The organism is Pseudomonas fluorescens, from assembly GCF_002837185.1.
Classification (GTDB): domain Bacteria; phylum Pseudomonadota; class Gammaproteobacteria; order Pseudomonadales; family Pseudomonadaceae; genus Aquipseudomonas; species Aquipseudomonas fluorescens_AM.
Window position 1 is genome coordinate 1 of the sequence record NZ_KZ478008.1, and the last position, 12,133, is coordinate 12,133.

Consider the following 12,133-nt stretch of genomic DNA (forward strand, 5'->3'; position numbering starts at 1 on the left):
TTTTATGCCTGGAACAAAGTATCAGCAACACCGCAAAACACATGTGGGAGGGGGCAAGCCCCCCTCCCACACTTGAATCTCTATACTCTTGAAGAGATCGCCGCGTATCGCAAGGTACGCGGCGTTTTTTATGCCTGGAACAAAGTATCAGCAACACCGCAAAACACATGTGGGAGGGGGCTTGCCCCCGATGGCGGTATGTCAGTCACCTATGAATTGACTGAACCACCGCATCGGGGGGCAAGCCCCCTCCCACATTTGAATCTCTGTAGTGCTTGAAGACTGTGTCAGACCTTAAGCAATCAGCGAATACACCAGCGCCGTAATCGCCACCAACCCCACCGCCGTGACAAACACATTCGACGCCTGCCCACGGTACTTGGCCATGGCCGGCACCTTGCGGATGGCGTACATCGGCATCAGGAACAGGATCGACGCAATCACCGGCCCACCCAGGGTCTCGATCATGCCGAGAATGCTCGGGTTCAGCGTGGCGACGATCCAGCACACCACCAGCATGAAGGCGGCGGTCATGCGGTCCAGCGACTTGGCTGCCGGACGGCGACCGGTCTTGAGCACCAGACCCTTGAGGCCCTCGCTGGCACCGATGTAGTGGCCCAGGAACGACTTGGCAATCGCCACGAATGCAATCAACGGCGCGGCGAAGGCAATGGTCGGGTTATCGAAATGGTTGGCCAGGTACGACAGGATCGACAGGTTCTGCGCCTTCGCCTCGGCCAACTGCGCCGGGGACAGGGTCAGCACGCAACTGAACACAAAGAACAGCACCATCGCCACCATCAACAGGTGCGCGCGGCACAGGATCTGTGAACTGCGCTCGTCGGCATGTGCGCCGTACTGGCGCTTCTGGTCCACCGCAAAGGCCGAGATGATTGGCGAATGGTTGAACGAAAACACCATCACCGGAATTGCCAGCCACAAGGTGTTGAGCAAGGCCGACGGTGCCGGAACCTCACTGGCGGTGCTGAGGATGCCGCCATTCCAATGCGGCACCAGGTAAACGGCAAGGAACAGCAAGGCAACGATAAACGGATACACCATCAGGCTCATGGCCTTGACGATCACCTGTTCACCGCAACGCACCACCGCCAGCAGGCCCAGGATCAGTACGAACGCCAGGACTGCCCGCGGCGGCGGCATGATGTGCAATTGATGTTCCATGAAACTGCTGACGGTGTTGGTCAGGGCCACGCTGTAGATCAGCAGGATCGGGAAGATCGCAAAGAAGTACAGCAAGGTGATCAGGGCGCCGGCCTTGAGGCCGAAATGTTCTTCGACCACGTCGGTAATGTCGGAGCCTTCACGGCCGGACAGGACGAAACGGGTCAGCCCACGGTGGGCAAAGAATGTCATCGGGAAGGCCAGCAGCGCCAGGATCACCAGTGGCCAGAAGCCCCCCAGGCCCGCGTTGATCGGCAAGAACAAAGTGCCGGCGCCGATGGCGGTGCCGAACAGCCCAAGCATCCAGGTGGTGTCCTGGCGGCTCCAGCTAGTGAGCGTTGCAGGTGTCGTTGCATAGCGATCGTTGACGCTATTGGCCTGATCATTCATCCGGTCGGATCTCCGCATTCACACGGCCGGGACGAGTCAGAAAAACCTGACAGGCAGCGCCCCGACCTCAACAGGGGCGCGATTGTCCGGGATTATTGAGAATAAGCAAAGGCTTAGCTGAGGAGTGGCGAGGCAGTGCAGAGGCTTGAGAGCGGCTTTTGGTCGTCGATGTCGAGCTTAGGCCATACCTGCCACGCTGAGCTGCCCGCCTCATTCGTCGATTCCGCCAGCCTGGTGTAACGCGCGATGAAAATGGGCACGCTCACACAACTCGATCTGTTTAAATCAGCCCAGTCGCTCAATGTTCTGCGACTGCAATCCACTGACAGGTACCCACTATTATTTTAATTTAACCACTCCAAGTAAGTTATTTCCTACATATAGTTCATCGTCGCACTCCCTATAAATTTATTAGCCGCCGCCTTTGTTACAAGGATTTGCCCAGATATTGAGCGCTCATCGTGTTAAGCCTATATTCCAACCCAGCGCGAACAACCAGTCTTTCTGAAACAATGACAACAAAGCGAACACTGAATCCGTCGGGAGCGACTCCATGAAAAAATACAACCTACTGTTTACCCTGTTACTTTTCGTTGGAATAATCACCCCACTTACCAGCCAGGCACAGTCGACAGCCGAACACTCCGACGCCAGGGCCCTGGCTACATCCCCCCGCTGGCTGACGACAAAAGTTTATGTAGAGGGTGCGCCGGACATCGACGTGAAGGACAAGTACCCAGGCGTGGTCGGCCTATCACTGTGGGACCCTGACCGTAATCGCTATGAATTTTTCTACAGCGATACCGGGCTGTCCAAGTACGAGAACGGCGGGGGCGGTTACTTCATGGTAACCGGTGACAAAAAAAGCCATATCCTGATACCCGATAAAGGGACAACAAGAACCATTGTCCGGAAACTTGAGACGCTGAACACTCAAGAATTCACTTATTCCCGAGAAGTGCCGCGCGACATGATCGATTCCAACCCACTGGTTCGAATATATGTTGTGCATGCGCCTTATACAGGCTCAATAAAAACCACTCCAACACCCAGCCTTAAACCGTGAACTCCACGACTAAAGACAACTTCCATAAAAGGCCTCACCCAATGAAAGCACTATTAAAGCCTTTATTAACTTCTGTTTTACTGCTATCTACCCTTGTTTCAACCGGCGTTCATGCACAGGCTTCCGCCCCTGGGAAACCTGTCGCCGCCAGTGCTGACAATGCCGTCATGTTGACCGTCTTTCTTAAGCATGATCAATCTCGCAACTTGAACGAAATAAGAGCGAAACTCACCGAGCAGGAATTCTTCAAAGTGTTTCCTCCTGAAGGGGTAGAAATTGTCAGTTGGAACATTGCCATGGGGATCGGTCACGTCATCGTTCTACGCTTCCCCGCCTCACGCCTGCGCGAAGTGAATCTTGCGATCGAGCGCTCTGCGTGGGGGCCGTTCAGGACGGAGTTCTTTCCTACCTACGATTACATGGACATCGTAGAGGCAGAACAGAGCAAGGTACGAAAAACCACGTCCGCCAAATAATCAGCGCGCGTAAACAGCGTCTCGCAATCGCCGGGACGCTCGTACTTTTCGCAAAATCAGTGGCGCTTTCTCAGGCCTGCGGCATTTCATGCAGCGAAAATGCAGCATAATCCGGGCATCGAACTCACCGGAGAGCTGCCCATGCCCACCACCGTTCTGGTCCTGGTTGAAACCATCAACGAATACCTGCAAATCATCGAGAGCAATGATTTCCATGTAATCCTGGCGCCCACGCCCGCTGAACGCGCGCAGGCGATCAAGGCTCACGGCGGGCAGATCAAGGCTGTTTTGACCCGTGGGCCACTGGGGCTGTATGCCGAAGAAATCGCCGCGCTGCCGCTGCTGGAGATCATCTGCGTGATCGGCGCAGGCTACGAGCATGTTGACCTGCAGGCAGCGGCCAACCGTGGAATTGTGGTGACTAACGGTGCAGGCGTGAACGCGCCGTCGGTGGCCGACCACGCCATGGCGCTGCTGCTGTCGCTGGTGCGCGGTATCACCCAGACTGACGCCGCCGTGCGCCGCCACGAATGGCCGAAGGTGATGCGCCCGTCCCTGGGCGGCAAGCAGCTGGGCATTCTCGGGCTGGGCGCGGTCGGCCTGGAGATCGCCAAGCGCGCGGCGCTGGGCTTTGGCATGGAAGTGAGTTACCACAATCGCCAACCTCGCGATGACGTGGACTACACCTATTGTGCAACTGCCGTGGAACTGGCGCGCACCTCGGATTTCCTGATCCTGGCCACGCCCGGCGGCGCCAGCACTCGGCACCTGATTGATCGTCACGCCCTCGACGCCCTGGGGCCGCATGGCTTTTTGGTCAACATCGGCCGCGGCAGCGTCGTGGTTACCGCCGACCTGGTAGCTGCGCTGGAACAGCGGCGCATCGGCGGCGCCGCGCTGGATGTATTTGACGACGAACCCAAGGTACCTGACGCGCTCAAGCGCCTGAGCAACACCGTGCTGACCTCCCATGTGGCCGGCCTGTCGCCGGAAGCGACCCACGATACCGTGCAACGGGTCGCGGACAATCTGGTGGAATACTTTGCCGGTCGCCCGGTACTTACGCCGGTAGCCTTGCCGGCGCCCGATAAATGACCGATCAGGCACGCTGATCCTGCTTCAACACGCAGACCTATTAAGCCGTCCCGACCTTGTCGCTGGGCGGCGACCCACATTAGATTAGCCAATAGTCCAAGGCCTTAAGAATAAGCAGAAGGGATAAGCATGGCGCTTAATGACCAATCGACCCAGATTCGCCCCGGCGAAGAACTTGATGCCAGCCTGATCGATCCCTACCTCAAGGCCCATATTCCCGGCCTGCACGGCACGGTCAAGATCAGCCAGTTCCCAGGCGGCGCCTCTAACCTGACGTATCTGCTGGAATACCCGGACCAGGAATTCGTGTTGCGTCGCCCACCGTTCGGCCACAAGGCCAAATCCGCCCATGACATGGGCCGCGAATACCGCATTCTCAATCAGCTCAAAGACGGCTTTCCCTATTGCCCCAAGGCCTACGTGCATTGCACTGATGAGTCGGTGATCGGCGCGGAGTTCTACGTGATGGAGCGCGTCAACGGCATCATCCTGCGTTCAGACCTGCCCGCCGAGCTGGGCCTGGACGCGACGCGCACCCAAGCCCTGTGCAAAAGCTTTATCGACAAGTTCGTCGAACTGCATCAGGTCGATTACAACGCCTGCGGCCTGGCCGACCTGGGCAAACCGCATGGCTATGTGGAGCGTCAGATCCGTGGCTGGAGCGAGCGCTACGAAAAAGCCCTGACCCCCGATGCCCCGCGCTGGGAAGCCGTGCGCGCCTGGCTCAACGACAAGATGCCGGGCGACCACCCGACCTCCAGCATCGTGCACAACGACTATCGTTTCGACAACGTGATCCTCGACCCGCACAACCCGATGCAGATCATCGGTGTGCTGGACTGGGAACTGACCACCCTCGGCGACCCGTTGATGGACCTGGGCAACACCCTTGCCTACTGGATCGAAGCCGCCGACCCTGCGCCCGTGCAACTCATGCGGCGCCAGCCGAGCAATGCGCCCGGCATGCTCACCCGCCGCCAGTTCGTCGACTACTACGCCGAACGTTCGGGCATCCGGATCGACAATTTCGACTTCTACTACACCTACGGGCTGTTTCGCCTGGCCGGCATCGTGCAGCAGATCTATTACCGTTTCTTCCACGGTCAGACCCAGGACAAACGCTTTGCCCCGTTCATCCACATGAACACGCTGCTGGAGCAGATGAGCCTGGCGGTCATCGGCAAATCCGCCCTCTGACAACAATCACAAGGAACCGCTCATGTCCAAGACCCACCTGTTCGACCTCGACGGCAAGATTGCTTTCGTTTCCGGCGCCAGCCGCGGCATCGGCGAGGCCATCGCCAAGTTGCTGGCCCAGCAAGGCGCCCACGTGATTGTCTCGAGCCGCAAACTGGAAGGTTGCCAGCACGTTGCCGACGCGATCATTGCCGACGGCGGCAAGGCCACTGCGATTGCCTGCCATATCGGTGAAATGGAACAGATCGCCCAAGTGTTCGCCGGCATCCGTGAACAGTTCGGCCGCCTGGACATCCTGGTCAACAACGCCGCGACCAACCCCCAGTTCTGCAACGTGCTGGACACCGACCTCGGGGCGTTCCAGAAGACCGTCGACGTGAACATCCGCGGCTACTTCTTCATGTCAGTGGAAGCCGGCAAGCTGATGCGCGACAACGGCGGCGGCAGCATCATCAACGTGGCCTCGATCAACGGCATTTCCCCAGGTGTATTCCAGGGCATCTATTCGGTGACCAAGGCCGCCGTGATCAACATGACCAAGGTGTTCGCCAAGGAATGCGCCGCGTTCGGCATCCGTTGCAACGCCTTGCTGCCGGGCCTGACCGACACCAAGTTCGCCTCGGCGCTGGTCAAGAACGACGCGATCCTGAAGATGGCCCTGGCGCAGATCCCGCTCAAGCGCGTGGCCGACCCCAGCGAAATGGCCGGCGCCGTGTTGTTCCTGGCCAGCGATGCGTCCAGCTACACCACCGGGGTGTCGCTGAATGTGGACGGCGGTTTCCTGTCCTGACCCCGACTGGTTTCTTCAGATCGATTTGCGCGTAACCTTGGCGCAGATCGATCTGTCCCGGGATGAAACATGGAACTGCACCTCGTCATCAACGGCCGCAAGGACCTGGCTGCCCAGCTTTACCAGCAACTGCGCGAAGCCATCACCTGCGGGCGCCTTTCAGCCGGCGCGCAATTGCCGCCCAGCCGACTGCTCGCCGAGCAACTGGGCGTCTCGCGCAAAACCGTGTCGGACACCTACGCCACCTTGACCTATGAAGGCCTGCTGGTCGGCAGGATTGGCCGGGGCACCTTCGTCAATGCGTGGGCACCTCAGCCTGACCGCGTGCAGACCGCCACCGACCTGGCCTGCGCCGCCAACCTGGGCAGATGGGCCGCACTGGCCTCGCCCATGCATCATCCCGCCAGCGACGAGATCCTGCGCTACGAATTCATCGGCGGGGCAACCACGCGCAATCAATTTCCCCAGGAAGAATGGCGACGCTGCACGCTCGATGCCTTGCGCAAGATCGCCCGGAACAGTGGTTTCTACAGTCAACCGGAAGGCTTGCCGGCGCTGCGCGAGGCCATCGCCGGGCATATCGCCTTTTCCCGCGGGGTGAAAGGTCGCGCCGGGGACATCGTGGTGACCAATGGCGCGCAACAGGCGCTGGACCTGATCGCCCGCGTGGTACTGGAGCCAGGCAGCATCGTCGCCATGGAAGACCCCGGCTACAGCCCCGCGCGCCAGTTGTTCGTGGCGATGGGGGCCAGGGTCGCCAGTGTGCCGGTCGATGCACAGGGCATACAGGTCGACCGGATCCCTGATGGCACCCGCCTGATCTATGTGACGCCGTCGCACCAGTTCCCCCTCGGCATGCCCATGAGCCCGGCGCGGCGTGAAGCCCTGCTCGACCGCGCCATCGCGCTCGGCGCAATCATCATCGAAGACGACTACGACAGTGAGTTCCGCTACGAAGGCCGCCCCACCGACTCCCTGCAAAGCATGGACACGCGAGGCGTGGTGACCTACGTCGGGACCTTTTCCAAAACCCTGTTGCCCGAGTTGCGCCTGGGCTACGCGGTACTGCCGCCGGCGATCCATGGCGCAGTACTCAAGGCCAAGCAATTGACCGACCAGCACAGCTCTACCCTGCCGCAATGGGCGCTGGCCAAGTTCATCAGCGAGGGCTACCTGCTCAAACATATTCGCCGCTGTCACAGCGTGTACGCGGGGCGCCGCGAACGGATTCTGCAGCGCCTGGCGGGAGACCTGTCGCCCTGGTTCGAGGCGGTGCCGACGGTGGCCGGGTTCCATCTGGCCGCGCTGTGCAAGGTGCCGGTGGATATCCCGTTGCTGATGCAACTGGCGCGCAAGGCGCAGGTGGGGCTGTACCCCCTGGATGTGTTTTTTCACGACACTGCGCCACGCGCCGGGCTGATTCTCGGCTTCGGCGCCATCGAAACCCTCGATATCGACCCGGCGCTGGACAAGGTCCGCGACATTCTGCGGCAGATTGGCTAGGCGCTTTTGCGCAGGATTGGTCATTGGTCGACCCAGCTCCAGAGCGTAGGGTGAACAGGTCTCGAACGCCATGGAACGCCTCATGAAACGATTGCTCGCCACCGCCGCGATACTGGCCTCGCTCAACGCTTACGCCCACGAACCGGTGTACCACCAGGAAACGCTCAAGGTGCTGCAGGAACACGCGTTGGCCAACGTGCCCGGCAAGAAAACCATCATGCTCACCGTGGACTACGCTCCCGGCCAGGCCACCGTGCCCCACAGCCACACCGGCACCGCCGTGGCTTATGTACTGGAAGGCGAAATAACCTCACGGGTCAACGATGAGAAAGCCATTACCTACAAGACCGGCGATTCGTTCTACGAGCCCGCCGGTTCGCGGCACTTCGAGTCGAGCAACGCCAGCCAGACCCGGCCCGCCAAACTGCTGGTGGTAATGGTGCTGGATGACAAGGCCGAGGTGCTCACGCCCCTTGCCCGATAAGCGGCACATCAGTAATCCCGTTCTGATCACTGTGCGAGGGGGCTTGCCCTGGCTTTTTGTAGGAGCGAGCTTGCTCGCGAAAAACGTCAACGATAACGCGTGCTTTCTGAATGAACGCGGTGACTGTGAGTTTTTCGCGAGCAAGCTCGCGCCTACAGACTGGCATCAGGGCAAGCCCCCTCCCACATTGTCAGGCAAGGCTCTTGCTGACCACCTCGAACACATCGCTGGACAGCTCGCCCGAGCCACGAATGCGCTCCAGCTCCGCCTTCATCAGCGCCTGCCGGGCGGCGTCGTATTTACGCCAGCGCGTCAGGGGCGCCAATTGGCGTGAAGCAATCTGCGGGTTCAGCGTATTGAGCTGGATCACCAGGTCCGCCAGGAAACGGTAGCCCGAACCATCCGCCGCATGGAAGTTGATCAGGTTCTGCCCGGCAAATGCGCCGATCAGTGCGCGCACCTTGTTCGGGTTCTTGATCGTGAACGCCGGGTGCTCCATCAGCGCCTTGACCCGCGCCAGCCCGCCCGGCAGGGTGCTGCCGGCCTGCACGCTGAACCATTGGTCCATGACCAGCGGGTTGTCCTTGAAGTTCTCGGCGAACACCGCCAGTGCCTGGGTTTTTTCCGCTTCGAACGGCGAGTTCACCAGCACGGCCAGGGCCGTCAGGCGCTCGGTCATGTTATCGCTGGTGTCGAACTGATCCAGGGTGGCCGTCAATACTTCTGGCTTGCCGCTGAGCATCAGGTACGACAACGCGATGTTCTGCAGGGCACGCCGGGCAAAGTGCTCGGCCTCGGCCACGTACGGCGTTTGCCTGGACAGCTCACGGTTGGCCTGGTAACGCAGCCACAGGCCTTCGAACAGGTTCTCGGCCAGTTGCTTGCGGGCGTATTCACGGGCGGCGTGAATGGCCTCCACATCCGCCACGTCGCTGATTTCGCTCAGGTAGGCTTCGCTCGGCAACGAGAGCATTTCGGCGACCATGGCCTGGTCCAGGCTTTCGTCGCTCAATACCGTGCGCAGCGCGTCGATCAGGCGCTGATCGAGCTTGAGCGGTTGCCCTGCCTGATGCTGGCCGATCAGTTCCTGCAATACCTGTACCGACAGTTGCTGGCCGGCATCCCAGCGGTTGAACCCGTCGCTGTCGTGCTGCATCAGGAACATCAGTTGGTCGCGGGTGTAGGCGAAGCTCAGTTTCACCGGCGCCGAGAAACCGCGCAGCAGGGAAGGCAACGGTTTTTCAGCGACATCGACGAAGGTGAACGTCTGCTCGGCTTGCGTCACCGAGATCACTCGTGAGGGAGCGCCAACCGTCGGCTCATCGGCCAGGCGCAGGGGGATGGCGGCGCCCTGCCCGTCCAGCAGGCCCAGCTCGACCGGGATCACGAAGGGCAGTTTTTCCACCTTGTCCGGGGTTGCCGGGCAGCTCTGGCGGAAGGTCAGGCTGTAGGTCCTGGCCGCCGCATCGTAGGACTCGCTCACTGCCAAACGCGGCGTGCCGGCCTGACTGTACCAGCGCTTGAACTGGCTGAGGTCGACGCCATTGGCATCTTCCATGGCCTTGATGAAGTCGTCGCAGGTCACGGCTTGGCCGTCATGGCGCTCGAAATACAGGTCGCTGCCTTTGCGAAAGCCCTCGGCGCCGAGCAAGGTGTGGATCATGCCGACCACTTCCGAGCCCTTTTCGTAAACCGTCAGGGTGTAGAAGTTGGAAATCTCGATAAAGCTCTCCGGGCGTACCGCATGGGCCATGGGGCCGGCGTCTTCGGCGAACTGGTGGGTACGCAGGTACGCCACGTCCTGGATGCGCTTGACCGTGGCCGAGTTCATGTCGGCGGAGAAGCCCGAGTCGCGGAACACGGTGAAACCTTCCTTGAGCGACAACTGGAACCAGTCGCGGCAGGTCACGCGGTTACCCGACCAGTTATGGAAATATTCGTGGGCGACGATGGCCTCGACGCGCTGGTGTGCGGCGTCGGTGGCGGTTTCGGCGCGGGCCAGCACAGCGCTGGAGTTGAAGATATTAAGGCCCTTGTTCTCCATGGCGCCCATGTTGAAGTCGTTCACCGCCACGATCATGAAAATGTCGAGGTCGTACTCGCGGCCGTAGGTTTGTTCATCCCAGCGCATGGATTTTTTCAGGCTGGTCATGGCGTGCTGGCACTTGTCGATATTTTCCGGCTCGACGTAGATGCGCAGCGCGACTTCGCGGTCGGTCATGGTGGTGAAGCTGTCTTCGACGCACCACAGGTCACCGGCCACCAGGGCGAACAGGTAGGCGGGTTTCTTGAACGGGTCTTCCCAGGTCGCCCAGTGCCGACCGTCTTCGCCGGGGCCGCTGGCAATCGGGTTGCCGTTGGACAACAGCACCGGGTAGCGGTGCTGTTCGGCGATCACGGTGGTGGTGAACACACTCATCACGTCGGGGCGGTCGAGGTAGTAAGTGATCTTGCGAAAACCCTCGGCCTCGCACTGGGTGCAGAACATGCCGCCGGACTTGTACAGGCCTTCCAGGGCGGTGTTGGTTTCCGGGTGAATCTTGACCGTGGTGTCGAGGGTGAAGGTTTCACTCTTGGGCTGCACGGTCAGGTGGCTGTCGGTCAACTGGTAGTCAGCCTCCGTCAGCGCCTGATCGGCGAGGTTCACGCTCAGCAGCTCCAGCTGCTGACCATCCAGCACCAGCGGCGGCAAACCGGCGCCGCGCTCGGGATTGCGGCGCATCACCAGTTGCGCGTGGACCAGGCTGTGGTCCTCGAACAACTCGAAGGTCAGGTGCGTCTCGTCGATCAGGTAGTCCGGCGCCTGATAGTCCTTCAGGTAAATCATCTTCGGTTGTTCGGTGCGCATGGGTGGCATCCTTCTACTGATGCACGGCGAGCTGGTAGGCCGTGTATTTACGAATATTGATCACGCCGGTGTCGAAGATCAGGTATTGGCCCTTGATTCCCAGCAGCGTGCCTTCGGCAATCGGATTCTTGTCCAGGTTGAAGCTGACGATCTTGGCCGGATACTGCTCCACCGGGTAGCGGATCTCGATCGGCTCGACGTCGGCAATGGTTTGGATGGCCTGCAGGCCAAAGCGTTCCTGCAAACCGAGCAAGCCTTCGGCGCAGGCGGCAAACAGCTCATCGCGTACCTGCTTGAGGTCGACGGACTGCGCGTCGCCCTTGAGCAGCGCACGCCAGTTGGTCTTGTCGGCCACCTGGCTGCGAAACAGATCTTCGACAAAGCCGGACTGCTGGCGCGTGGCCACACGCATGATCGGCAGCGCCTGGCTGGCGCCCTGGTCGAGCCAGCGGGTCGGCAACTGCGTGGCACGGGTGATGCCGACCTTGATCCCCGACGAATTGGCCAGGTACACCACATGGTCGGTCATGCAGAATGTTTCACCCCAGCCCGGATCGCGGCAGGTGCCGGCGTCGTAATGGCAGCGCTCGGGGCTCATGATGCACAGGTCACACTGGGCCAGCTTGGTCATGCACGGGTAGCAATACCCCTGGCTGAAACTGTTTTTGGTCTTGCGGCCGCAATGGCTGCAATGAATCGCACCGAGGTATTCCAGGCGAATATAGGTGCCGATCAACGGGTTGACCGGCACCTCGGTGTCGCCAAGGCGAAACGCGTACTGAACGGTCGGCTCACCGAGTTTTGCCGACATTTTGCTGACTGCACCGCGACCGATTTCAATCAATGGATCGCATCCGACTTGAACAGGATGTTCGGCACCGGTGCCGATTTCGACGCGCATTCCTGCGGGCCCATGTAGCCGGTGCGCTGGTCTTCGGGCAGGTTCTGCAGTTCCCAGGCGATCATCGCCTGCAACGACAACTCGCGCTGTTCGGCGGTGAGCTTGCGGCCGTCGGACCACTTGCCGATTTCCACGGCGAGCTTGAGGCTCTCGTAGATGTCCGGGGTGATGTTTTCGATCATTTCAGCAAAAGAGGACATA

The 12,133-nt window shown here is 60.2% G+C and carries 11 protein-coding genes; 7 read left to right on the plus strand and 4 right to left on the minus strand.

Translation table 11 applies throughout. From position 1 onward, the window contains the following. Window positions 1-294 precede the first annotated feature (294 nt). A complete protein-coding gene (locus CIB54_RS19675; protein ID WP_101220719.1) occupies window positions 295-1,572 on the minus strand; it encodes a serine/threonine transporter in 1,278 nt (425 codons plus the stop codon). Between the two features lie 553 nt (window positions 1,573-2,125). Between CIB54_RS19675 and CIB54_RS19680 the strand changes: the two genes are divergently transcribed. From CIB54_RS19680 to CIB54_RS19710, 7 genes are all read left to right on the plus strand, one after another. After that, window positions 2,126-2,638: a DUF4822 domain-containing protein gene (locus CIB54_RS19680; protein ID WP_065949658.1), complete on the plus strand. Its 513-nt coding sequence runs from the start codon at window positions 2,126-2,128 to the stop codon at window positions 2,636-2,638. Between the two features lie 41 nt (window positions 2,639-2,679). Next, complete coding sequence (locus tag CIB54_RS19685) at window positions 2,680-3,114, plus strand: hypothetical protein (protein ID WP_065949657.1); 435 nt, start codon at window positions 2,680-2,682, stop codon at window positions 3,112-3,114. A gap of 141 nt (window positions 3,115-3,255) precedes the next feature. After that, window positions 3,256-4,209: a 2-hydroxyacid dehydrogenase gene (locus tag CIB54_RS19690; protein WP_065949662.1), complete on the plus strand. Its 954-nt coding sequence runs from the start codon at window positions 3,256-3,258 to the stop codon at window positions 4,207-4,209. A 129-nt stretch (window positions 4,210-4,338) separates the two neighbouring features. Beyond that, window positions 4,339-5,406 carry a phosphotransferase family protein gene (locus CIB54_RS19695; RefSeq protein WP_101220720.1) on the plus strand — a complete coding sequence of 356 codons (1,068 nt, stop codon included), beginning with the start codon at window positions 4,339-4,341 and terminating at the stop codon, window positions 5,404-5,406. Between the two features lie 22 nt (window positions 5,407-5,428). Then, window positions 5,429-6,196 carry an SDR family oxidoreductase gene (locus CIB54_RS19700; protein WP_065949655.1) on the plus strand — a complete coding sequence of 256 codons (768 nt, stop codon included), beginning with the start codon at window positions 5,429-5,431 and terminating at the stop codon, window positions 6,194-6,196. Between the two features lie 69 nt (window positions 6,197-6,265). After that, window positions 6,266-7,699, plus strand: coding sequence for a MocR-like pyridoxine biosynthesis transcription factor PdxR (locus CIB54_RS19705; protein ID WP_101220721.1), 1,434 nt, complete (start codon window positions 6,266-6,268; stop codon window positions 7,697-7,699). An 82-nt stretch (window positions 7,700-7,781) separates the two neighbouring features. After that, window positions 7,782-8,183: a cupin domain-containing protein gene (locus tag CIB54_RS19710; RefSeq protein WP_101220722.1), complete on the plus strand. Its 402-nt coding sequence runs from the start codon at window positions 7,782-7,784 to the stop codon at window positions 8,181-8,183. 190 nt (window positions 8,184-8,373) lie between these two features. On the opposite strand, the gene pepN is transcribed toward CIB54_RS19710, so the two are convergent. From pepN to CIB54_RS19725, 3 genes are read right to left on the minus strand one after another with little or no spacing between them, the layout of a single operon-like run. Beyond that, the gene (gene pepN, locus CIB54_RS19715; RefSeq protein ID WP_101220723.1) at window positions 8,374-11,031 is read right to left on the minus strand and encodes an aminopeptidase N; all 2,658 of its coding nucleotides are present in this window, start codon (window positions 11,029-11,031) and stop codon (window positions 8,374-8,376) included. Window positions 11,032-11,044: 13 nt separating this feature from the next. Continuing rightward, the gene (locus tag CIB54_RS19720) at window positions 11,045-11,875 is read right to left on the minus strand and encodes a DUF2797 domain-containing protein (RefSeq protein ID WP_191950973.1); all 831 of its coding nucleotides are present in this window, start codon (window positions 11,873-11,875) and stop codon (window positions 11,045-11,047) included. Further along, window positions 11,872-12,132, minus strand: a complete 261-nt coding sequence (locus CIB54_RS19725) for a YeaC family protein (protein WP_065895393.1) — start codon at window positions 12,130-12,132, stop codon at window positions 11,872-11,874. Before CIB54_RS19725 ends, CIB54_RS19720 begins: the two co-directional genes overlap by 4 nt. Window position 12,133: the final 1 nt, after the last annotated feature.

Excerpts from the sequence above, each read along its gene's own strand:
- CIB54_RS19675 (WP_101220719.1), bottom strand. The coding sequence starts at position 1,572 with ATGAATGATCAGGCCAATAGCGTCAACGATCGCTATGCAACGACACCT.
- CIB54_RS19680 (WP_065949658.1), top strand. The coding sequence starts at position 2,126 with ATGAAAAAATACAACCTACTGTTTACCCTGTTACTTTTCGTTGGAATA.
- CIB54_RS19685 (WP_065949657.1), top strand. The coding sequence starts at position 2,680 with ATGAAAGCACTATTAAAGCCTTTATTAACTTCTGTTTTACTGCTATCT.
- CIB54_RS19690 (WP_065949662.1), top strand. The coding sequence starts at position 3,256 with ATGCCCACCACCGTTCTGGTCCTGGTTGAAACCATCAACGAATACCTG.
- CIB54_RS19695 (WP_101220720.1), top strand. The coding sequence starts at position 4,339 with ATGGCGCTTAATGACCAATCGACCCAGATTCGCCCCGGCGAAGAACTT.
- CIB54_RS19700 (WP_065949655.1), top strand. The coding sequence starts at position 5,429 with ATGTCCAAGACCCACCTGTTCGACCTCGACGGCAAGATTGCTTTCGTT.
- CIB54_RS19705 (WP_101220721.1), top strand. The coding sequence starts at position 6,266 with ATGGAACTGCACCTCGTCATCAACGGCCGCAAGGACCTGGCTGCCCAG.
- CIB54_RS19710 (WP_101220722.1), top strand. The coding sequence starts at position 7,782 with ATGAAACGATTGCTCGCCACCGCCGCGATACTGGCCTCGCTCAACGCT.
- pepN (WP_101220723.1), bottom strand. The coding sequence starts at position 11,031 with ATGCGCACCGAACAACCGAAGATGATTTACCTGAAGGACTATCAGGCG.
- CIB54_RS19725 (WP_065895393.1), bottom strand. The coding sequence starts at position 12,132 with ATGTCCTCTTTTGCTGAAATGATCGAAAACATCACCCCGGACATCTAC.